This is a genomic window from Streptomyces sp. JNUCC 63, from assembly GCF_054366325.1.
Genome location: NZ_CM135963.1, coordinates 2,312,714 through 2,334,349, shown reverse-complemented (window position 1 = coordinate 2,334,349; position 21,636 = coordinate 2,312,714). Strand labels below are relative to the sequence as shown.

23 protein-coding genes are annotated in these 21,636 nt (G+C 71.2%); 17 read left to right on the top strand and 6 right to left on the bottom strand.

Going from position 1 to position 21,636, the window contains the following annotated elements; translation table 11 throughout:
• Positions 1-53: 53 nt before the first annotated feature.
• The 4 genes from leuC (at position 54) to ACX25U_RS10420 (ending at position 3,389) form a co-directional block, all read left to right on the top strand.
• Complete coding sequence (gene leuC / locus ACX25U_RS10435; protein ID WP_454390856.1) at positions 54-1,484, top strand: 3-isopropylmalate dehydratase large subunit; 1,431 nt, start codon at positions 54-56, stop codon at positions 1,482-1,484.
• A gap of 6 nt (positions 1,485-1,490) precedes the next feature.
• Positions 1,491-2,084: a 3-isopropylmalate dehydratase small subunit gene (gene leuD / locus ACX25U_RS10430; RefSeq protein WP_454390854.1), complete on the top strand. Its 594-nt coding sequence runs from the start codon at positions 1,491-1,493 to the stop codon at positions 2,082-2,084.
• Positions 2,085-2,389: 305 nt separating this feature from the next.
• Complete coding sequence (locus tag ACX25U_RS10425) at positions 2,390-2,620, top strand: SCO5555 family protein (protein WP_454390852.1); 231 nt, start codon at positions 2,390-2,392, stop codon at positions 2,618-2,620.
• Between the two features lie 136 nt (positions 2,621-2,756).
• Positions 2,757-3,389, top strand: coding sequence for an HU family DNA-binding protein (locus ACX25U_RS10420; RefSeq protein WP_454390850.1), 633 nt, complete (start codon positions 2,757-2,759; stop codon positions 3,387-3,389).
• A 121-nt stretch (positions 3,390-3,510) separates the two neighbouring features.
• Here ACX25U_RS10420 and ACX25U_RS10415 read toward each other — a convergent pair whose 3' ends face one another.
• Both ACX25U_RS10415 and cofC read right to left on the bottom strand, forming a co-directional pair.
• Positions 3,511-3,714 carry a hypothetical protein gene (locus ACX25U_RS10415; protein WP_073950195.1) on the bottom strand — a complete coding sequence of 68 codons (204 nt, stop codon included), beginning with the start codon at positions 3,712-3,714 and terminating at the stop codon, positions 3,511-3,513.
• A 53-nt stretch (positions 3,715-3,767) separates the two neighbouring features.
• A complete protein-coding gene (gene cofC / locus ACX25U_RS10410; protein ID WP_454390848.1) occupies positions 3,768-4,406 on the bottom strand; it encodes a 2-phospho-L-lactate guanylyltransferase in 639 nt (212 codons plus the stop codon).
• A 198-nt stretch (positions 4,407-4,604) separates the two neighbouring features.
• On the opposite strand from cofC, the gene ACX25U_RS10405 reads away from it, so the two are divergent.
• Genes ACX25U_RS10405 through ACX25U_RS10395 form a run of 3 tightly spaced genes read left to right on the top strand, consistent with a single transcriptional unit; the run spans position 4,605 to position 7,641 of the window.
• Positions 4,605-5,417: a lysophospholipid acyltransferase family protein gene (locus tag ACX25U_RS10405; RefSeq protein ID WP_454390846.1), complete on the top strand. Its 813-nt coding sequence runs from the start codon at positions 4,605-4,607 to the stop codon at positions 5,415-5,417.
• Positions 5,414-6,424, top strand: coding sequence for an NAD(P)H-dependent glycerol-3-phosphate dehydrogenase (locus ACX25U_RS10400; protein WP_454390844.1), 1,011 nt, complete (start codon positions 5,414-5,416; stop codon positions 6,422-6,424). The genes ACX25U_RS10405 and ACX25U_RS10400 overlap by 4 nt, the downstream gene beginning before the upstream one ends.
• A 59-nt stretch (positions 6,425-6,483) precedes the next feature.
• A complete protein-coding gene (locus ACX25U_RS10395) occupies positions 6,484-7,641 on the top strand; it encodes a D-alanine--D-alanine ligase family protein (protein ID WP_454390842.1) in 1,158 nt (385 codons plus the stop codon).
• A 106-nt stretch (positions 7,642-7,747) separates the two neighbouring features.
• On the opposite strand, the gene ACX25U_RS10390 is transcribed toward ACX25U_RS10395, so the two are convergent.
• Positions 7,748-8,230, bottom strand: coding sequence for a DUF3515 domain-containing protein (locus ACX25U_RS10390; protein WP_454390840.1), 483 nt, complete (start codon positions 8,228-8,230; stop codon positions 7,748-7,750).
• Between the two features lie 20 nt (positions 8,231-8,250).
• Entirely contained in the window at positions 8,251-8,484 is a 234-nt protein-coding gene (locus ACX25U_RS10385; protein ID WP_111002102.1) for an Lrp/AsnC family transcriptional regulator, read from the bottom strand.
• 204 nt (positions 8,485-8,688) lie between these two features.
• On the opposite strand from ACX25U_RS10385, the gene ACX25U_RS10380 reads away from it, so the two are divergent.
• Together ACX25U_RS10380 and thiD are read left to right on the top strand one after the other, a co-directional pair.
• Positions 8,689-9,654 (top strand): thiamine-phosphate kinase, encoded by a 966-nt coding sequence (locus ACX25U_RS10380; RefSeq protein WP_454390838.1) that lies wholly within the window; start codon positions 8,689-8,691, stop codon positions 9,652-9,654.
• Positions 9,651-10,484, top strand: a complete 834-nt coding sequence (gene thiD / locus ACX25U_RS10375) for a bifunctional hydroxymethylpyrimidine kinase/phosphomethylpyrimidine kinase (protein ID WP_454390836.1) — start codon at positions 9,651-9,653, stop codon at positions 10,482-10,484. The genes ACX25U_RS10380 and thiD overlap by 4 nt, the downstream gene beginning before the upstream one ends.
• A gap of 111 nt (positions 10,485-10,595) precedes the next feature.
• On the opposite strand, the gene rpmB is transcribed toward thiD, so the two are convergent.
• Positions 10,596-10,781, bottom strand: a complete 186-nt coding sequence (gene rpmB / locus ACX25U_RS10370; protein ID WP_004924906.1) for a 50S ribosomal protein L28 — start codon at positions 10,779-10,781, stop codon at positions 10,596-10,598.
• A gap of 262 nt (positions 10,782-11,043) precedes the next feature.
• Here rpmB and ACX25U_RS10365 point away from each other — a divergent pair, with 262 nt between their 5' ends.
• Positions 11,044-12,753, top strand: coding sequence for a DAK2 domain-containing protein (locus ACX25U_RS10365; RefSeq protein WP_454390834.1), 1,710 nt, complete (start codon positions 11,044-11,046; stop codon positions 12,751-12,753).
• Positions 12,754-13,081: 328 nt separating this feature from the next.
• Here the strand turns inward: ACX25U_RS10365 and ACX25U_RS10360 are convergent, their stop codons facing one another.
• Entirely contained in the window at positions 13,082-13,528 is a 447-nt protein-coding gene (locus ACX25U_RS10360) for a hypothetical protein (protein WP_454394880.1), read from the bottom strand.
• 568 nt (positions 13,529-14,096) lie between these two features.
• On the opposite strand from ACX25U_RS10360, the gene ACX25U_RS10355 reads away from it, so the two are divergent.
• From ACX25U_RS10355 to rnc, 7 genes are all read left to right on the top strand, one after another.
• Positions 14,097-17,330 (top strand): helicase-related protein, encoded by a 3,234-nt coding sequence (locus tag ACX25U_RS10355; protein WP_454390832.1) that lies wholly within the window; start codon positions 14,097-14,099, stop codon positions 17,328-17,330.
• 122 nt (positions 17,331-17,452) lie between these two features.
• On the top strand, positions 17,453-18,040 hold the full coding sequence (gene rsmD, locus ACX25U_RS10350) for a 16S rRNA (guanine(966)-N(2))-methyltransferase RsmD (protein WP_454390830.1): 588 nt from the start codon (positions 17,453-17,455) through the stop codon (positions 18,038-18,040).
• 26 nt (positions 18,041-18,066) lie between these two features.
• Entirely contained in the window at positions 18,067-18,546 is a 480-nt protein-coding gene (gene coaD, locus ACX25U_RS10345; protein ID WP_454394194.1) for a pantetheine-phosphate adenylyltransferase, read from the top strand.
• Positions 18,547-18,661: 115 nt separating this feature from the next.
• On the top strand, positions 18,662-19,747 hold the full coding sequence (locus ACX25U_RS10340) for an ATP synthase F0 subunit B (RefSeq protein WP_454390828.1): 1,086 nt from the start codon (positions 18,662-18,664) through the stop codon (positions 19,745-19,747).
• 154 nt (positions 19,748-19,901) lie between these two features.
• Positions 19,902-20,555, top strand: coding sequence for a YceD family protein (locus ACX25U_RS10335; protein WP_454390826.1), 654 nt, complete (start codon positions 19,902-19,904; stop codon positions 20,553-20,555).
• A 2-nt stretch (positions 20,556-20,557) separates the two neighbouring features.
• A complete protein-coding gene (gene rpmF, locus ACX25U_RS10330) occupies positions 20,558-20,731 on the top strand; it encodes a 50S ribosomal protein L32 (RefSeq protein ID WP_003951102.1) in 174 nt (57 codons plus the stop codon).
• Positions 20,732-20,738: 7 nt separating this feature from the next.
• Positions 20,739-21,581: a ribonuclease III gene (rnc, locus tag ACX25U_RS10325; protein WP_454390824.1), complete on the top strand. Its 843-nt coding sequence runs from the start codon at positions 20,739-20,741 to the stop codon at positions 21,579-21,581.
• The last annotated feature ends 55 nt before the right edge of the window (positions 21,582-21,636 follow it).

Here is a 21,636-nt window from a genome sequence, read left to right as displayed (position 1 = left end):
CCTCAAGATCTCTAGTTGGGTCGGCGTGTTCGCGTTCGGCCGGAGGGAAAGCGATGGCTAGGACACTCGCGGAGAAGGTCTGGGACGACCATGTCGTCCGGCGCGCCGAGGGCGAGCCCGACCTCCTCTTCATCGATCTGCACCTGCTGCACGAGGTGACCAGCCCCCAGGCCTTCGACGGCCTGCGCAAGAGCGGCCGCACCGTGCGCCGGCTCGACCTGACCATCGCCACCGAGGATCACAACACCCCGACCCTCGACATCGACAAGCCCATCGCGGACCCGGTCTCCCGCGTCCAGCTGGAGACCCTGCGCAAGAACTGCGCCGACTTCGGCGTCCGGCTGCACCCGCTGGGCGACGTCGAGCAGGGCGTCGTCCACGTCGTGGGGCCGCAGCTGGGTCTGACCCAGCCCGGCACCACCGTCGTCTGCGGCGACTCGCACACCTCCACGCACGGTGCCTTCGGCGCGCTGGCGTTCGGCATCGGCACCTCCCAGGTCGAGCACGTGCTGGCCACCCAGACCCTGCCGATGGCCCGCCCGAAGACCATGGCGATCACCGTCGAAGGCGAACTGCCCGAGGGCGTCACGGCCAAGGACCTGATCCTGGCGATCATCGCGAGGATCGGCACCGGCGGCGGCCAGGGCTACATCCTGGAGTACCGCGGCTCCGCCATCGAGAAGCTCTCGATGGAGGCCCGCATGACCATCTGCAACATGTCGATCGAGGCCGGTGCCCGCGCGGGCATGATCGCCCCCGACGAGACCACCTTCGCCTACCTCAAGGGCCGTCCGCACGCCCCCGAGGGCGAGGACTGGGACGCGGCGGTCGCGTACTGGAAGACCCTGAGGACCGACGACGACGCCGTCTTCGACGCCGAGGTCGTCATCGACGCCGCCGAGCTGTCCCCGTTCGTCACCTGGGGCACCAACCCCGGCCAGGGCGCGCCGCTTTCGGCCTCCGTCCCCGACCCGGCTTCGTACGAAGACGCTTCGGAGTGCCTGGCCGCCGAAAAGGCCCTGGAATACATGGGGTTGGAGGCCGGCCAGCCGCTGCGCTCCATCAAGGTGGACACCGTCTTCGTAGGCTCCTGCACCAACGGCCGTATCGAGGACCTGCGCGCCGCCGCCGCGATCCTGAAGGACCGCAAAGTCGCCGACGGCGTACGGATGCTGGTCGTCCCCGGCTCCGCGCGCGTGGGCCTGCAGGCCGTCTCCGAGGGCTTGGACGTGGTCTTCAAGGAGGCCGGCGCCGAATGGCGGCACGCGGGCTGCTCGATGTGCCTGGGCATGAACCCCGACCAGCTCGCCCCCGGCGAGCGCTCCGCCTCCACCTCCAACCGCAACTTCGAGGGCAGGCAGGGCAAGGGCGGCCGTACGCACCTGGTCTCCCCGCAGGTCGCCGCCGCCACCGCGGTCCTGGGCCACCTGGCCTCCCCGGCCGACCTGTCCGACGCCGACACCCGTACGCCCGCTGGAGTCTGAAAGATCATGGAAGCCTTCACCACCCACACCGGCCGGGCCGTCCCGCTGCGCCGCAGCAACGTCGACACCGACCAGATCATCCCCGCGCACTGGCTCAAGAAGGTCACGCGCGACGGGTTCGAGGACGGGCTGTTCGAGGCCTGGCGCAAGGACCCCGAGTTCGTGCTCAACCGCCCCGAGCGCCACGGCGCCACGGTTTTGGTCGCCGGCCCCGACTTCGGCACCGGCTCCTCCCGCGAGCACGCCGTCTGGGCGTTGCAGAACTACGGCTTCAAGGCCGTGATCTCCTCCCGCTTCGCGGACATCTTCCGGGGCAACTCGCTGAAGAACGGCCTGCTCACGGTGGTCCTGGACCAGAAGACCGTGGACGCGCTGTGGGAGCTCACCGAGAAGAACCCCGAAGCCGAGGTGACCGTCGACCTGGTCGCCCGCGAGGTGCGCGCCGAGGGGATCACCGCCTCCTTCGAGCTGGACGAGAACTCCCGCTGGCGGCTGCTGAACGGGCTGGACGACATCTCCATCACCCTGCAGAACGAGGCCGACATCGCGGAGTACGAGGCGAAGCGCCCGTCGTTCAAGCCGCGCACCCTGCCGGTCTGATCCGGCACCCCGGCCGATGATCGACAGCTGAGCCGACCCCCGGTCCGGCGCCCGCACAAGTCGGGTTTCGGCCACCGCGCCACCCCCCTGTACCCCCGATCGCCCCGATCGGGGGTACAGCCGTTTCCGGGCCCCCATCCGTCGCAGCGCTGTCGCGCCCACTCTCAACTCCCCACGTTATGACGGTTGTTGCCGGGGTACGTGAGGTCCAGGACCCCGGTCGGCGAAGGTGCCGGGAGGGCTGTCCGAGGCGGCAGTTGCCCCCAGCGCAGGCGACAACTCGCCCCAGATGGCACAATCTGTGCATGGACAACGACGGCCAACTCGAGCTCTATACGGCGGTCGCGGCCCAACTCAAGGAAGCGCACGCAAGGGTGCGCGCACTGCAAGTCCCGGAGGGCGTACGGATGGCGCTGACCCGGAAGCTGCTGGTCATTACGGCCGCGGCCAAGCACGATCTTGCCGGTGCGACAAGGCGCCTGGAGAGGTTCACGACAGACCTCGACGAGGGCCGAATCCCCGGTGAGGAAGGCTGAACAACCCGAGACCGTTGAGTCCGTTGCGACACAAGGGTGATTAGCCCGTTTCGTGTTTGATTTGCGGTATATATCCGCCTAACGTGCGAAAATGCTTGAACACCTTCGTTCTGGCAAGGTCTCCGAAGGGGAAGACGTGAACAAGGCGCAGCTCGTAGAAGCGATTGCCGACAAGATGGGCGGCCGCCAGCAGGCCGCCGATGCCGTCGACGCGGTACTGGACGCCATCGTCCGCGCGGTCGTCGCGGGAGACCGGGTCTCGGTCACCGGCTTCGGGTCCTTCGAGAAGGTCGACCGTCCCGCCCGCTACGCGCGCAACCCGCAGACGGGTGAGCGGGTGCGGGTCAAGAAGACCTCCGTTCCCCGCTTCCGGGCCGGCCAGGGTTTCAAGGACCTGGTCAGCGGCTCGAAGAAGCTTCCGAAGCACGACATCGCGGTGAAGAAGGCGCCCAAGGGCAGCCTCTCCGGCCCGCCCGCCACCATCGCCAAGGCCGTCGGCAAGAAGGCCGCCGCCAAGAAGGCGACGGGCGCGGCGAAGAAGGCCGCCGCCAAGAAGACCACCGCGGCGGCGAAGGCCACCGCCAAGAAGACCGCCGGGGCGAAGAAGACCGCGGCGGCCGCCAAGAAGGCGACGCCCGCGAAGGCCGCCGCCAAGAAGACCACGGCCAAGAAGGCCCCGGCGAAGAAGGCGACGGCCAAGAAGGCCCCGGCCAAGAAGTCGACCGCCCGCAAGACCACCGCCAAGAAGACCACCACCCGCGGCAAGTAGGAGCGCAGAGGTACTCACGCGCCTGGCCGGACTCCCCAGGGAGCCCGGCCCGCGGTGTGTTCGGCGCTCCTGCGGCTGGTGGGGGCCGTGTTGCGCGAGATGCCCGGCCCGCTCGGCCAGTTCAGAAGGTCTGCAGCGTCACCAGCGTGATCCGCAGGCCGTCCCCCTCGCCCTCCGTCTCGATCCGCACCCGCTGCCCGGGACGCAGCAGCCGCAGACCGCCCGCGTCGAACGCCGGCGCCTCGAAGGGCACCGGGGTGCCGTCGTCCAGGAGCACCTGTCCGCTGCGGCTTTCGGGGTCGTACGTGTATGCGGTCGCCTGCATGACGGCAGCCTACTGCCCCCTCGTCGACGCCCTCGCGTTCCCCGGCTCGGGGTTCACTGCCCGGGGATCAGCAGCCGCGCCGCCGCGGCGGCCGTGCGCGGTCCCACCCCGAGGGCCAGCGCCGCCCGCAGGTCGTCCCCGGTGTCCACGTCCCGGCGTACGGACTCCACCGCGTCCAGGGACAGTTCCACCGCACCGGACGCCCGGTGCCGGGCCCGGGAATCGGTGCCGAAAGCCGGGAGCAGCGCACGGCCCGGAGCCGCCGCCAGCAAAGTCGTGCCGACCGCAGCCGAATCCGCGAGAAAGGCACGCGGGAATTGTGCGGCCGCCTGCAGAACCCGGGCCAATTCCCCGGGCCGCAGCGCCGGGAGATCGGCGTTCAGGGCCGCAACGGGAGCTTCGGGACGTGCGGACCGTACGACCGCCGTTCCGTGCGTGAGCGCGGCGTTCAGCCCGGCGCGGGGCTCGTCGGCCACGATCCGGGCGCCCAGCGCCGCCAGCTCCCGCCCGGCCACGCCGTCGTCCGTGACGACTGCCACATTCGCGACCGCCGGGCAGGCCAGCGCGGCCGCCACCGTGTCCTCGGCGAAGGCCAGGGCGAGGCGCGGCCGCACCCCGTCGCCGGCGGTGTCCGACAGCCTGCTCTTGGCCCGGGTCAGGGGCTTCAGGGGGATGACCAAGGTCCACTGCACCGGCGTTCCGTCCCTCTCGTGTGGCCGCCATTGTCCCCCGGACCCTCGGGCCGCACGGGAGAGGGAGGGGCGCGAAGCTCCTTGCAAGGGCGGTGGTGGGTGACGGGCGGGCGTACGGTGTCCTCGACAGACAGGCGGCCTGGGGCGACACTTGTGCGGCCCCCGGTCCAGGTGGCAGCCCTAGAGGAAGGTGTCCGCGTGTCCCGCCGCAGAATCGGCTTCTGGTACCGCTTCGCAGCGGTGATCTGCAAACCGCCTCTGGTGGTTCTGATCAAGCGGGACTGGCGCGGAATGGAGAACATTCCGGCCGAGGGTGGATTTATCACCGCGGTGAACCACAATTCGCATATCGATCCCTTCGCTTATGCGCATTTCCAGTACAACACCGGACGCGTGCCGCGATTCCTGGCGAAGAGCGGGCTTTTCAAGAAGGGAATGGTGGGGGCCGCGATGCGCGGCACCGGACAGATCCCCGTCTACCGCGAGAGCACGGACGCGCTGAGCGCCTTCCGCGCCGCGATCGACGCCGTGGAGCGCGGCGAGTGCGTCGCGTTCTACCCCGAGGGAACTCTCACCCGCGACCCGGACGGCTGGCCGATGACCGGCAAGACGGGCGCCGCCCGGGTCGCTCTGCAGACCAAGTGCCCGGTGATCCCGGTCGCCCAGTGGGGCGCCAACGAACTGCTGCCGCCCTACGCGAAGAAGCCCGACCTGCTGCCGCGCAAGACCCACCACGTCCTGGCCGGTCCGCCCGTGGACCTCTCGCGCTTCTACGACCGGGAGGTGACCCCGGAGCTGCTGAAGGAGGCGACCGAGGCCATCATGGCGGCCATCACCCGCCAGCTGGAGCAGATCCGCGGCGAGAAGGCGCCCGCCGTGCCCTACGACCCGCGCCGGGAGCGGATCGAGCAGCGCCGCCGCACCGAGGCGCAGACCCAGGGCAGGGCCGCGTCGGCCGTACAGCAGGAGCCGGCCGTGGAAGCCGTGCAGGAAGAGGGGCAGGGCACGTGAGCAACCCGGTCAAGGCGGCCGTGTTCGGCACCGGGTCGTGGGGCACCGCCTTCGGCATGGTCCTCGCCGACGCCGGCTGCGAGGTCACCCTGTGGGCCCGCCGCGCCGAACTCGCCGAAGCGGTCAACTCCACCCGTACCAACCCGGACTACCTGCCCGGCGTCGAACTCCCCAGGAACCTGCGGGCCACGGCCGACGCCGCCGAGGCCGCCCGCGACGCCGACTTCACGGTGCTCGCCATCCCCTCCCAGACCCTGCGCGGCAATCTCGCCGAGTGGCTGCCGCTGCTCGCCCCGGACACGGTCCTCGTCTCCCTGATGAAGGGCGTCGAACTGGGCTCGACCATGCGGATGAGCGAGGTCGTCGAGGACGTCACCAAGGTCGGCGCCGACCGCGTCGCCGTGGTCACCGGGCCCAACCTCGCCCGCGAGGTCGCCGCCCGCATGCCGGCCGCCGCCGTGGTGGCGTGCACCGACGAGGAGGTGGCCCGGCGGCTCCAGGGCGCCTGCCACACCCCGTACTTCCGGCCGTACACCAACACCGACGTCGTCGGCTGCGAACTCGGCGGTGCGGTCAAGAACGTGATCGGCCTGGCCGTCGGCATCGCGGACGGCATGGGGCTCGGCGACAACGCCAAGGGCTCGCTCATCACGCGCGGCCTCGCCGAGACCACCCGGCTGGGCATGGCGCTGGGCGCCGACCCGCTGACCTTCTCCGGACTCGCCGGCCTCGGCGACCTGGTGGCGACCTGCTCCTCGCCGCTGTCACGCAACCACACCTTCGGCATCAACCTCGGCAAGGGCATGACCCTCGAGGAGACCATCGCGGTCACCAGGCAGACGGCCGAGGGCGTCAAGTCCTGTGAGTCGGTGCTGGATCTGGCCCGCCGCCACGGCGTCGACATGCCCATCACCAAGACCGTCGTCGGCATCGTGCACGAGGGCAAATCGCCGGTGGTGGCCCTCAAGGAGCTGATGTCGCGCAGCGCCAAGCCCGAGCGACGCTGAGCGACGCCGCGTTTCCCACACTGACTCGCGCCTTGGCCAACAGGTACTCTCATCGCGATATGAGCACCGAGAACCTCCCCCAGAGCCCTGAGCAGCCGTCCCGCAAGCCACGCGTGGCCGTCGTCTGCGGTGGCCGCAGCTCCGAACACGGGATCTCCGTGGTCACCGCCGGCGCGGTGCTGCGCGCCATCGACCGGTCCAAGTACGAGGTCCTGCCGATCGGCATCACCCGGGACGGCCGTTGGGCCCTGACCGCGGACGACCCGGAGCGCATGGCGATCATCGATCGCCGTACGCCCAGCGTCGACGAGCTCGCCGAGTCGAGCGAGGGCGGCGTGGTGCTCCCCGTCGACCCGGCCAACCGCGAAGTCGTCTACGCCGAGCCCGGTTCGGTGCCCAAGGCGCTCGGCGAGGTCGACGTGGTCTTCCCGGTGCTGCACGGCCCCTACGGCGAGGACGGCACCCTCCAGGGCCTCCTGGAGCTGTCCGGCGTGCCCTACGTGGGCTCCGGGGTGCTCGCCTCGGCGGTCGGCCAGGACAAGGAGTACATGAAGCGGGTGTTCACCTCCTTCGGGCTCAAGGTCGGCCCGTACGTGGTGATCCGGCCCCGTGAGTGGACCCAGGACCAGGCGGCCGCCCGCAAGAAGATCGTCGACTTCGCCGGCGAGCACGGCTGGCCGCTGTTCGTGAAGCCCGCGCGCGCGGGCTCGTCCATCGGCATCACCAAGGTCGACGACCTCTCGGGCCTCGACGAGGCCATCGAGGAGGCCCGGCGGCACGACCCGAAGGTGCTCGTGGAGGCCGCGGTGCGCGGCCGTGAGATCGAGTGCGGGGTGCTGGAGTTCGAGGACGGCCCACGGGCCTCCGTGCCGGCCGAGATCCCGGCGGCCGAGTCGCACGCGTACTACGACTTCGAGGCCAAGTACATCGACTCCACGCCCGGCGTCGTCCCCGCCCCGCTGACCGAGGAGGAGACCGCCGAGGTGCGGCGGCTCGCGGTGGAGGCCTTCGAGGCGGCCTCCTGCGAGGGGCTGGTCCGCGCGGACTTCTTCCTCACCGAGGAGGGCGAGTTCGTGATCAACGAGATCAACACGATGCCCGGCTTCACCCCGATCTCGATGTACCCACAGATGTGGCAGGCGAGCGGAATCAGCTACGCCGAGCTGGTGGACCTCCTGATCCAGGCAGCGCTGCGCCGCTCAACGGGCCTGCGCTGACCCACCAAAGGGCGCGGGGCCGTGTCCAATATGCGGCTCCGCCGCGTGGGCGCGAGCAACCACGCACGACCGGTAGCCGACAGACGACCCGCGCCGCCCACGGCGATCAGTCAGCGATCCCCTCAGGAATCGTCTTCCTGATCGCAGGCGCCAGCGAAACCAACGGCGCCACACCGTGCGCGGAGCGCTCCGCGGGGATCGTCACCTCGACATACGCCAGCCGCAGGGTCGTCGTGAAGCGAAACGATCCGTCGCCCTGCTTCTGCAGCAGCCAGCCGACGTCGTCGACCTCCGCCCCATCGGCCTCCGGATCATCCATCGCGGCGGGCCGCGGAACCCCGCAGCGCAGTATGATCGCCGGGCTTCCCCAGCCCGCGGTCAGTGCGGAGGCGGGCCGGGGGTCCTCGCGGCTCAGTCCGTCCACCGTCCGCGGCAGCGCCCCGTCCAGGTTTCGGCACAGCTTCGTGACCGCCGCGTCCGGGCTGGGAACCGCCACGGTGGCGCTGTCGTCGCTCGAGGAACAGCCCGTGGCGGCGATCAGCAGGGCGAGGACGGGCAGGCCGAGAAGCCGGTGACGGAAAGAGCTCACCGGCCAAGGGTAGACGGGGGCTACAGATGCACGACCGGACAGGTCAGGGTGCGTGTGATGCCGTCCACCTGCTGGACCTTCGCGACCACCATGCGACCCAGGCCGTCCACCGTGTCGGCCTGGGCGCGCACGATGACGTCGTACGGTCCTGTCACGTCCTCGGCCTGGATCACCCCAGGGATCTTGCTGATCGTCTCAGCGACGGTCGACGCCTTGCCGACCTCCGTCTGGATCAGGATGTACGCCTGTACCACGGAACCTCCAGGGCGACCACGAGGATCATGTGGGGAAAGGGAAGCCACGGTATCGCGTCGCCGCGCGTCGCGGGGAGACCCGCGAAGGCCGCGACGCGCGTGCCGGGTGCAGGTAGGACAGAAGTTGACGGTCATCTTGACCGTAACGAGGACCGCGTCGACGCGCGACCGGGAACGGACAGGGAAAGAAGGGGCGAAAGGGCAATGAAGGGCACTGTTGGTGAGCTCGGGGAGTTCGGGCTCATCAGGGAGCTCACCTCCCGTCTCACCACCACCCCGGCGGTCCGGGTCGGCCCCGGCGACGACGCCGCGGTGGTCGCCGCCCCCGACCGCAGGGTCGTGGCGAGCACCGACATACTCGTGGAGGGGCGGCACTTCCGCCGGGACTGGTCCACGGCGTACGACGTGGGCCGCAAGGCGGCCGCCCAGAACCTGGCGGACATCGCCGCCATGGGCGCGGTGCCGACCGCGCTGCTGCTCGGCCTGGTCGTGCCCGCGGAACTCCCGGTCACCTGGCCCACCGAACTGATGGACGGGCTGCGTGACGAGTGCCAGGTCGCCGGCGCCTCCGTGGTCGGCGGAGACGTGGTGCGCGGCGACACGATCACGGTGTCGATCACCGCACTCGGCGATCTGCGCAACCACGAGCCGGTGACGCGCGCCGGCGCACAACCCGGCGACCTGGTCGCGGTGACCGGCTGGCTGGGCTGGTCCGCCGCCGGGTTCGCGGTGCTCTCCCGCGGCTTCCGCTCGCCCCGCGCCTTCGTCGAGGCCCACCGCCGCCCCGAGCCGCCGTACCACGCGGGCCCCGCGGCGGCCGGGCTCGGCGCGACCGCGATGTGCGACGTCAGCGACGGGCTGATCGCCGACCTGGGCCACATCGCGGAGGCCAGCAAGGTCCGCATCGACATCCGCTCCGGCGCCATCGACATCCCCTCGCAGATGAACGACATCGGGCAGGCCGTCGGCGTCGACCCGCTGCAGTGGGTGCTGACCGGGGGAGAGGACCACGCGATCGTGGCGACCTTCCCGCCGGACGTGAAGCTGCCGGCCCGCTGGAAAGTGATCGGCGAAGTACTCAACCCCTCGGCGCTGCCCCAGGTCACGGTCGACGGGGCACCGTGGACCAGGAAGGGCGGCTGGGACCACTTCGGGGACATCGAGTCATGACCGCGGCTCCTCCTCGCGTCCTGACGGTCGCGGGCTCCGACTCCGGGGGCGGCGCCGGCGTCCAGGCCGACCTGAAGACGATGCTCGCCCTCGGTGTGCACGGCATGAGCGTGATCAGCGCGGTGACCGCGCAGAACTCCCTCGGCGTGCAGGGCACCTGGGAGCTGCCGGTGGAGGCCGTGCGGGCACAGTACCGCAGTGTCGTGGACGACATCGGCGTCCAGGCGGTCAAGACCGGGATGCTGGCCTCCGCGGAACTGGTCGAGGCGGTGGCCGAGTTGCTCGCCGGAACGGACGCGCCCGCGGTCGTCGACCCGGTGGGCGTCTCCAAGCACGGCGATGCGCTCCTGGCCGCCTCCGCGCTGGACTCCGTACGGACCAAACTGCTGCCGGCGGCGACGGTCGCCACCCCGAACCTCGACGAGGTGGCCCAACTGACCGGCGTACGGGTCGGGTCGGAGGACCGGCTGCGGGACGCGGCCGAGGCCATGCTGGCGTACGGGCCGAAGTGGGTGCTGATCAAGGGCGGCCATCTGGCCGGGGACGCCGGGCGGGAGGGCGGGAACCAGGCCGTCGACCTGCTCACCGACGGCACCGAGGAACACTGGCTGCGCGCCCCCCGCCACGACAACCGGCACACGCACGGCACGGGCTGCACCCTCGCCTCCGCGATCGCCTCGCAGCTCGCGAAGGGCCAGTCCGTGCCCCAGGCAGTGGCGGCGGCCAAGAGCTACGTCACCGGGGCCATCGCGGCCGGCTTCGCGCTCGGCGGCGGGATCGGCCCCGTGGACCACGGCTGGACCTTCCACAAGCCGCACGCGGCCGGATAGCCGCGCAGCGGCCCCGGCTGTTCTCGGGTACGGCAAAAAGCCGGTCCACCGAAGTGGACCGGCTCAGTGCAGCGAACCAGCGGTGGCCGCGCGCTTAGCTGTTGCTGTGCGTCAGCGCGAGACCTTGCCGGCCTTGATGCACGAGGTGCAGGCGTTCACGCGCTTCGGCGTCCCGCCGACCACGGTACGCACACGCTGGATGTTCGGGTTCCAGCGGCGGGGCGTACGGCGGTGCGAGTGCGAGATGTTGTTGCCGAAGCCCGGCCCCTTGCCGCAGACGTCGCAGTTGGCAGCCACGGGTCACTCCAAAGACTTCAGATGCACTTACGGTGGATCCCGGCATGCCGGGATCCAGATCTCAGGCTCGGGGAGCACTTCGAGATCCGAGTGGCGTTGCCAGGGGAGAGCCCGACAGGATCGGGCAACCGGAGCAGCATACAACGGCTGCGTCCGTACAGCGAAACTACCATGGTGGCTCCGGGGCCCGCCCGGGCCCACTTCCGGCCCGCACCGCCCCGGGGTCTACGCTGCGTCCAGTCCAGCAGCTCAGGGAGGCGCAGTGGCGCAGGTGCCGCAGACGTTCGACGCGCCGGCGGTGCGCACCTGGTGCGGTCTGGCACTGCGGGCGCTGGGACGCGCGCGCGAGGAGATCGACGCGATCAACGTCTACCCCGTGGCCGACGGGGACACCGGCACCAACCTGTATCTGACCGTGGAGTCCGCCGTCGCGGCCGTGGAGGCCGTGTTCGCCGCGCACGAGGTGGACGGCGGGGCCGGCTCCGGGGGGCCCACCCTGGCCGACGCCGCGCGGGCGATGGCCCACGGGGCGCTCATCGGCGCGCGCGGCAACTCCGGGACGATCCTCGCCCAGCTGCTGCGCGGCATGGCCCAGGTGCTCGCCGCCGACGGCGAGTGCGCGCACACCGACGGGCGCGGCCTGTGCCTGGCCCTGCGGCACGCGGCCGACTCCGCCCGGCAGGCCGTGGCGCATCCCGTGGAGGGCACGGTCCTGTCGGTCGCCTCGGCGGCCGCCGACGCGGCCACCGGCGCCGAGGGCGACTGCGGGACGGTCGCACGGGCCGCCTACGAGGGAGCGTGCGCGGCCCTCGCCGCGACCCCCGGCCAGCTCGCGGTCCTGGAGCGCGCCGGAGTGGTCGACGCCGGCGGGCGCGGGCTGGTGGCGGTGCTCGCCGCCCTGGTGGAGGCGCTCACGGGACAGCTGCCGGGAGAGCCCGCCTCCCCGCCGGGAGCCGGTCCGGTGGCCGGCGCCCTGCCGACCGTGCCGCACGCGCGCCCGGGGCACGCCGAGGACGACGCGCCGGGCACCTGCGACCGGTCCTCGGCCGGTCCCGCCTTCGAAGTGATCTACCTCCTGGACGCCGAGGACGCGGCCGTCGCCCGGCTGCGCGAGCGGCTCGACGCGCTCGGGGACTCCCTCGTCGTGGTCGGCGGCGACGGGCTGTGGAACGTGCACGTGCACGTCGACGACGCCGGAGCCGCCGTGGAGGCGGGCGTCGAGGCCGGACGGCCGCACCGCATCCGCATCACGCACTTCGGCACGGGCGACGCGCACGGCACCGGGGCCGTACGGACGCCCCGGGAGAGTGCCCAGCGCGCCGTGGTGGCCGTCGTGCCCGGCGAGGGCCTGGCCGGGCTGTACACCGAGGCCGGGGCGACCGCGGTGCTCGCCCGCCCCGGGGAGCCGCCCGCGAGCGGCGAGCTCGTGGAGGCCGTACGGCGGGCGCACGCGCGCGAGGTGGTCCTGCTGCCCAACGACGACGAACTGCGCCACACCGCGGCCGCCGCGGCCGAGCAGGCCCGCGGAGAGGGCGTCCGCGTCGCCCTGATCCCGACCCGCTCGGCCGTGCAGGGCATCGCCGCCCTCGCCGTGCACGAGCCCGGGCGCCGCTTCGACGAGGACGTCGTCGCGATGACCTCGGCGGCCGGCGCCACCCGCTACGCCGAGGTCACCGTCGCCGAGCACCGGTCCTGGACCACGGCCGGCATCTGCCAGGCCGGTGACGTCCTCGGCCTCGTCGACGGCGACGTGGCCGTGATCGGCCAGGACGTCACGGCCACCGCCGAGACCGTCCTGGACCGCATGCTCGCGGCCGGCGGCGAGCTGGTCACCCTGGTTCTCGACGACGAGGTCCCCGACTCCGTCGCCGACCGCCTGCAGGCCCGGGTCCGCGAGTCGTACCTCGCCGTGGACACGGTGGTGTACCGGGGCGGCAGGCAGGGAGCACCGCTGCTCATCGGGGTGGAGTAGCAGCCGGGCTCATGGGAGCCGGCGGGCCGACGGACCGCACGGCGACCAACGCCTCGCCCGGACCCGGTTCGCGTGGTGTGTGCGCCGTGAGCCGGTGCGTGCCCGGCGCACTGTGGCCCCGGCTGCTGCACGTCCTGCCCGAGGACACCGATCTCACCGCCCCCACCCTGCTGCGCAGCAACAGCTTGCCCTGAGCCCACCCGGGCGTGTCGTCTCTCCGCCTCCTTCTGCCCGCGGCCCGGTCCGTCCCGCACCGTTCGTGCGGGGCGGCACCGCTGAGGGCGCGCTGCTGCTCAGCGGGCCAAGTACCCCCAGGCCCTCCGACCGCTCAGTCCTCCGACGGTTCCCCCAAGACTCGCAGCAACCGTTCGGCCTTCGTCCGCCGGACCCGCACCAGGCCCTCCTCGGCGTCCGCGTCCTCGTAGGCCGCCAGGTCGCCACGCGTGCGTGCCGCTGCTTCGGCGGGCCGTTCCAGGTCGGCCGCCGGCCACTCGGCGGCGGGTTCCGCCGGGGCCCGCTCGTGCAGGGCGAGGACGGCGACCGCCTGTTCCGTCCTGGAGACGGCCTCCTCGAAGGCGGCCTTGAACACCTCGTCCTCCACGTCGTCGGCGGAGTGGGCGATCAGGTCGCCGAACTGCCGTTGCGTGTGGCCGAGTTCGGTCACGAACCACTGGCAGGCCGCCGCGTCTCGCGCGTCCTCGCCCTCCCTGACGGCGACCCGCATCAGCTCCCGTGCCGCGTCCAGCCCGGCCTCCGTGTGCAACGCCGGCCACACGCGGGCAGAGCGCGGACCACGCCATGCACGCTGCCCAGGGAGCGCCACAGTTCGCCCGCGCGGCTCAGTGACTCGGCGGTCGAATGGGCGGGGATCGTGTGGTGCTGCTGCTCGGACCGGTGCCGGGCGACGCTGAACTCGGCACTGCGCACGGCACGTTCGGAGTGGTCGGCCAGCCGGTGAAGGTGCTCCGTCTCGCCGAGCCACTTCTCCATGGAGGCCGACGGACGTGCGGCCGGCCCAGCATGTCCGCCGGCATTCGACCGCAGCGGGCGCTGCGTCATCAGCAACACCTGCCCGTACAACAACTCGGTCGCCGTGCCGATCAGCGCGACTGGGGCGAGGGAATGAATGAGGTGTCCGGGATGACTGCTGTGCTGACTATGAGGTCTGGAAGTCCATCGTCGCAGGGCCGGTGGGGGACGTTCGCGTCGGCGCGGGATCGGGCGGCCCCGGTTGGGCGGTGACCGCGGAAGGAGGCCGGAGCGCATCGTCCTGGGTCCCGGACGGATCGACTGACCAGGGGTTTCCCGGGACGTGTACGGCATTGTCAGTGCCGTGGTGTGCAATGGATCTCGTGCCCGCACTGCAAGAACCACTGGAACAACCGCTGAAATCGGTGCTCGGCCCCGCCACCGCCAAGGTGATGGCCGAGCATCTCGGCCTGCACACCGTCGGCGACCTCCTCCACCACTACCCACGCAGATACGAGGAGCGCGGCCGGCTCACCCACCTCGCCGACCTGCCCATGGACGAGCACGTCACGGTGGTCGCCCAGGTCGCCGACGCCCGCCTGCACACCTTCGCCTCCTCCCGGGCGCCCCGCGGCAAGGGCCAGCGCCTGGAGGTGACGATCACGGACGGCAGCGGCCGGATCCAACTGGTCTTCTTCGGCAACGGCGTGCACAAACCCCACAAGGAACTCCTGCCGGGCACACGCGCGATGTTCGCGGGCAAGGTCTCCGTCTTCAACCGGCGGCTCCAACTGGCCCATCCGGCGTACGAGTTGCTGAAGGAGGACACCGGAGAAGCGGTCGAGAGCTGGGCCGGCGCCCTCATCCCCATCTACCCGGCCACCGCCAAACTGGAGTCCTGGAAGATCGGCAAGGCGGTCCAGACCGTCCTGCCCAGCGCCCAGGAGGCCGTCGACCCGCTGCCCGACACCCTCCGCGCGGGCCGCGGCCTGGTCGCCCTGCCCGAGGCCCTGCTCAAGATCCACCGCCCGCACACCAAGGCGGACATCGCCGATGCCCGCGCCCGCCTGAAGTGGGACGAGGCCTTCGTCCTCCAGGTCGCCCTCGCCCGCCGCCGCCACGCGGACACCCAGCTCCCCGCCGTCCCCCGCCGACCCGGGCCCGACGGTCTCCTCGCCGCCTTCGACGACCGCCTGCCCTTCACCCTCACCGAGGGCCAGCAGAAGGTCTCCGAGGAGATCTTCGACGACCTGGCCACCGAGCACCCGATGCACCGCCTGCTCCAGGGCGAGGTGGGTTCGGGCAAGGCCCAGCCTCTGGACTCGCTGGTGCTCACGCCGAGCGGGTTCCGGCGGATGGGCGACATGCGGGTGGGGGACGAGGTCATTGTGCCGTCCGGAGAGGTCGCTCCGGTGGACGGGGTCTTTCCCCAGGGGGAACGCGATGTGTGGCGTATGGTGCTTTCCGACGGAAGTTCCGTGGAATGCGACGACGAGCACCTCTGGATCGTCGGTACCAGTTGCGGCTGGCATCGAGGGCAGCCGCCCAAGGTGCTGACCACGCGGGAGATCCGCAGCGACGCGCTCAAGGCCAACGGATCGCCGAAGTGGTACATCCCGGCGGCGGTCCCGGTCGATCTTGGTGGCGACTCGGGGCTTCCGCTCGATCCCTACCTGTTCGGACTGCTTCTGGGGGACGGCTCGTTCCGGCACAATCTGCGGCTGTCCACGATCGATGCCGAGATCCGTGACGCAGTGGCCGACGCGGTGGCTCCTGAGTGCCGTCTTGTCCCGGTGACGGGTTCTCGGTGCGACTACACGATCCAGTTGGCTCAGCGTGTGGTGGGTGTGCGCAACCCCGTCATCCAGTCCCTGCGTGACATGGGCCTTTGGGGCCTGACGTCCCACGGCAAGTTCATCCCCGCGGAGTTCAAGAACACGTCGGTCAAGAACCGTCTCGCGCTCCTGCAGGGGCTCCTGGACACCGACGGGACCATCGACCAGGACGGATTCAGCATCTCCTTGTGCTCGGCCTCGCGCAGGCTGGCAGACGACGTGGCATGGCTCGTGCGGTCATTGGGCGGCCGGGCTCGTGTCCTGCCCGAGAGATCCGCTTTCAACGTGTCCGTGGCACTGCCCGACGAGTACGCTCCCTTCCGGCTCACGCGCAAGGCAGACCGCGTTCGTCCACGACCGAAGTACAACACGTTCCGGCGCGGAGTCCGGGCAGTCGAGTATGTGGGGCGCAAGCCTGTGCAGTGCATCAGCGTCACGCATCCCAGCCATGCCTACGTCACCGACAACTTCACAGTCACCCACAACACCATGGTCGCCCTGCGCGCCATGCTCGCCGTCGTCGACGCCGGCGGGCAGGCCGCGATGCTCGCGCCCACCGAGGTGCTGGCCCAGCAGCACCACCGGTCGGTCACCGAGATGATGGGGGAGCTCGCCGAGGGGGGAATGCTGGGCGGGGCCGAGCACGCCACCAAGGTGGTGCTGCTCACCGGGTCCATGGGCGCCGCCGCCAGGCGGCAGGCCCTGCTCGACCTGGCCACCGGCGAGGCCGGCATCGTCATCGGCACGCACGCGCTGATCGAGGACAAGATCCAGTTCCACGACCTGGGTCTGGTCGTCGTGGACGAACAGCACCGCTTCGGCGTCGAGCAGCGCGACGCCCTGCGCGGCAAGGGCAAGCAGCCACCGCACCTGCTGGTCATGACCGCGACCCCCATTCCGCGCACGGTCGCGATGACGATCTTCGGCGACCTGGAGACCTCCGTCCTCGACCAGCTCCCGGCGGGCCGCTCGCCCATCGCCAGCCATGTCGTCCCGGCCGCCGACAAGCCGCACTTCCTGGCCCGGGCCTGGGAACGGGTGCGCGAGGAGGTGGCAGGCGGCCACCAGGCGTACGTGGTCTGCCCGCGCATCGGGGACGAGGAGGAGGACGCCAAGAAGGGCGCACGGAAGAAGTCCCCCGAGGACGAGGCCGAGAAGCGCCCGCCGCTCGCCGTCCTCGACATCGCCGACCAGCTCGCCAAGGGACCACTGCGCGGGCTCTGGGTCGAGGTGCTGCACGGCCGCATGCAGCCCGACGACAAGGACGCCGTCATGCGCCGATTCGCCGCAGGCGAGACCGACGTCCTGGTCGCCACCACGGTCATCGAGGTCGGGGTGAACGTGCCGAACGCCACCGCGATGGTGATCATGGACGCCGACCGCTTCGGCGTCTCCCAGCTGCACCAGCTGCGCGGCCGCGTCGGCCGCGGCTCCGCCCCCGGCCTGTGCCTGCTGGTCACCGAGATGCCCGAGGCGAGCGCCGCCCGCCAACGGCTGAACGCGGTCGCCTCCACACTCGACGGCTTCGAGCTCTCCCGCATCGACCTCGAACAGCGCCGCGAGGGCGACGTCCTCGGCCAGGCCCAGTCCGGCGCCCGCTCCAGCCTGAGGGTGCTCGCCGTCATCGACGACGAGGAGATCATCGCCGAGGCCCGCGAGGAGGCCGCCGCCGTGGTCGCCGCCGATCCGGACCTGAAGCACCTGCCCGGACTGCGCACGGCCCTGGACGCGTTGCTGGACGACGAGCGGGAGCAGTACCTGGAGAAGGGCTGACGGATGCCTGGAGGCTGACAGGCACCCGGAGAAGGACTGACAGACTGGGAACAGGCCAGAACCCGGGCCGCACCAGGACCGGGCCGCACCAGGACCGGACCGCACCGACAAGGACCAAGGACATGACCCGCGTGATCGCCGGCCGGGCCGGTGGACGCCGTATCGCCGTACCGCCGGGCCACGGAACCCGCCCCACCTCCGACCGGGCGCGCGAGGGCCTGTTCTCCACCTGGCAGTCCCTGCTCGGCGGCCCGCTGGGCGGCGAACGGGTCCTGGACCTGTACGCCGGCTCGGGAGCCGTCGGCCTGGAGGCGCTGTCCCGCGGCGCCGGGCACACCCTGCTCGTGGAGGCCGACGCGCGCGCGGTCCGCACACTCCGTCAGAACGTGCGGGCACTCGGCCTGCCCGGCGCCGAGGTGCGGGCGGGCAAAGCGGAACAGATCGTCCACTCCCCGCCGCCGGACGAGCCGTACGACATCGTCTTCCTCGACCCTCCGTACGCCGTCACCGACGCCGATCTTCGCGAGATTCTGCTCACACTCCGCACCCAGGGGTGGCTCACGGGGGACGCCCTCGTCACCGTGGAGCGCAGCACCAGAGGCGGCGAATTCGGGTGGCCGCACGGCTTCGATGCGATCCGGGCCCGTCGCTACGGCGAAGGGACGTTTTGGTACGGTCGCGCCGCCTCTACGAGCGAACACACACCATGACCGGACCGGAGAGCGAGGGATCCCAGTTGCGCCGCGCCGTCTGTCCCGGGTCGTTCGACCCCATCACCAACGGACATCTCGACATCATCGCCCGTGCCTCCCGCCTCTACGACGAGGTGTACGTGGCGGTGATGATCAACCAGTCCAAGAAGGGCCTGTTCGAGATCGACGAGCGGATCGACCTCATCCGCCAGGTCACCGCCGAGTACGGCAACGTCCGGGTCGAGGCCTTCCACGGCCTCCTCGTCGACTTCTGCAAGCAGCGCGACATCCCCGCCATCGTCAAGGGCCTGCGCGCCGTCAGCGACTTCGACTACGAGCTGCAGATGGCCCAGATGAACAACGGCCTCTCCGGCGTCGAGACGCTCTTCGTGCCCACCAATCCCACCTACAGCTTCCTGTCGTCCTCCCTGGTCAAGGAGGTCGCGACCTGGGGCGGCGACGTCTCGCACCTGGTGCCGCCGCAGGTCCTCGACGCCCTCACCCGGCGCCTGAGGAAGGACTGAACCGCCGACGGCCCGTCACTCGGTGTCCGGCGATCACCTCATGGCCGTACAGTCGTCCCGTCGGTCTCCGACACATCGGTAGTCCAACACACTTGTAGAGAGTGGCGAGCACACGGTGGACGTGCAGAACAAGCTCGACGAGATCGTGGCCACGGTCTCCAGCGCCCGGTCCATGCCCATGTCGGCGTCGTGCGTGGTCAACCGCGCCGAGCTGCTCGCGCTGCTCGAAGAGGTGCGCCAGGCCCTGCCCGGCTCGCTCGCGCAGGCGCAGGAGCTGATCGGCGACCGCAACCAGATGGTCGAGGAGGCCCGGCGCGAGGCCGAGCGGATCATCGAGAGCGCGCACGCCGAGCGCGGCTCGCTGATCTCCGGCACCGAGGTCGCCCGCCGCTCCCAGGCCGAGGCCGACCGGATCCTCGCCGAGGCCCGCCAGGAGGCCGAGGAGGTCCGCGCCGAGGCCGACGACTACGTCGACTCCAAGCTCGCCAACTTCGAGGTCGTCCTCACCAAGACCCTCGGCTCGGTCGGCCGCGGCCGCGAGAAGCTGCTCGGCACCGGACCCGGCCTCGACGAGGACGGCTACGAGGACGAGGACGCCCCCGAGCGCAGCCACGACCCGGAGACCCTGCGCCGCAACGCCGACGCGTACGTCGACACCAAGCTCGGCGCCTTCGAGGCGGTCCTCGCCAAGACCCTGGAGGCCGTCGGCCGCGGCCGGCAGAAGCTGCACGGCCGCATCGCCACCGACGACCTCGGCGCCCTCGCCGACGACACCACCACCGTCCAGCACTCCAGCGACGCCGACTATCTCGCCGACCTCGCGGCCCTCGCCGACACCCCGCCGGCCCCGGCCCCGGCCGCGCCCGCCGAGCAGCCCGCCCAGCCGCAGTACGAACCACAGCCGGCCTACGGCTACCAGCAGCCCGCGCAGACCGACCCGTACGGCGGCTACCAGCAGGGCTACGGCGGCCAGGACCAGTACGGCTACCAGCAGGCCGACCCGTCGTACGCCTACCAGGGCTACGACCCCCACCAGCAGCCGTACGACCCCAACCAGGCCCAGCAGGAGCACCAGGACCACCAGGACCGCCACGGCTACGCCCAGCCGCAGGCGCACGCCCTCGACGAGACCAGCCTCTTCGACACCAGCATGATCAGCGCGGAGCAGCTGCGCGCCTACGAGCAGGGCCGCGGCCTGTAGGCGGACACCGGTCACCGGCCACCGAGCACCGGATTGGGACGAGAGCGAAAGGTCCAGTATCCTGGCTCTTCGGTCGCGAGTACGTCCGCGATCTGCGCTGCCCGGGGACATCTCCGGGTCGGCGTCCCGTCGAGCTCGGAAACCGAAAGCAGGAATGGCCCACAACGCCCGCCTCGACCATCGCAACCCTCTCGTGTTCGACACGCACGAGCTGGGGCGGCGGCCCGGCGCGCTGCAGCGCCTGACCCGCACGGCCCCCGCGCCCAGGGACCTCGGTCTCAAGGGAGTGATCGGAGTGCCGGAAGGCGCCCCGGTGGAGCTCGAACTCCGGCTCGAGTCGGTCATGGAAGGGGTGCTCGTCACAGGCACCGCCCGTGCACAGGCCGAGGGGGAGTGCGTAAGGTGTCTGGAGCCGCTCGGGCTTGATCTCGAAGCGGACTTCCAGGAGCTGTTCTCGTACCCTGACGCCGACGAGCGGGGCCGTGGGATCGCACGGTCCGACGAAAACGCCGCCGACGACGAGGACGACGAGGACAGGCTCTTCCTCGAGGACGGACTGTTCGACCTCGAACCTCTGCTGCGCGATGCGGTGGTGCTCGCACTGCCGATGCAGCCGGTGTGCCAGGAAGACTGCCCGGGCCTGTGCTCCCACTGCGGAGCGCGGCTCGCGGACGACCCGGACCACCACCACGACGCCGTCGACATCCGTTGGGCGGCTTTGCAGGGACTCGCCGGCACCATGAAGGACGGCGAGAAGGACGAGATGAGCGGCGCCGAAGCGGGCGTCGACGAGAAGCAGGAGAAGTAGCCGTGGCTGTTCCGAAGCGGAAGATGTCGCGCAGCAACACGCGCCACCGCCGGTCGCAGTGGAAGGCTGCGGTCCCCACCCTGGTTGCGTGCGAGCGCTGCCACGAGCCCAAGCAGCAGCACATCGCGTGCCCGTCGTGCGGCACCTACAACAAGCGCCAGGTCCTCGAGGTCTGAGCGGCTGGTGAGAGGCACTGTGTCCACTGCCAAGAAGGCGGAAGGCGCCGAAGCAGGCAGTCCCCGCCGACGCGGAAGTGCTACGTCGGACAACACGGCCTCGTCCCACACGCTTCTGGAAGGGCGGCTCGGCTACAAGATCGAGTCCGCCCTTCTGGTGCGTGCGCTGACCCACCGTTCCTACGCGTACGAGAACGGCGGTCTGCCGACGAACGAGCGGCTGGAGTTCCTCGGTGACTCCGTCCTCGGCCTCGTCGTCACGGACACGCTGTACCGCACCCACCCCGACCTGCCCGAGGGCCAGCTGGCCAAGCTGCGGGCCGCGGTGGTCAACTCGCGTGCGCTGGCGGAGGTCGGCCGCGGCCTCGACCTGGGTTCCTTCATCCGGCTCGGCCGCGGTGAAGAGGGCACGGGCGGCCGGGACAAGGCGTCCATCCTCGCCGACACCCTGGAAGCGGTGATCGGCGCGGTCTATCTCGACCGGGGCCTCGACGCGGCCTCCGAACTGGTGCACCGCCTGTTCGACCCGCTGATCGAGAAGTCCTCCAACCTCGGAGCCGGCCTGGACTGGAAGACGTCCCTCCAGGAGCTCACCGCGACCGAAGGGCTCGGCGTACCCGAGTACCTGGTCACGGAGACCGGCCCCGACCACGAGAAGACCTTCACTGCTGCCGCCCGCGTCGGAGGCGTCTCGTACGGCACCGGCACCGGCCGCAGCAAGAAGGAGGCGGAGCAGCAGGCCGCCGAGTCCGCGTGGCGGTCCATCCACGCCGCGGCGGACGAACGCGCCAAGGCGGCACAGACCGCCGAGGGCGCCGAAGGCGCTGACGAGACGTCGGCCTCCGCCTGATCCACAGCACGACCCGAGCGCCCGCCCCGTCCCGGGGTGGGCGCTCGGCCCATAC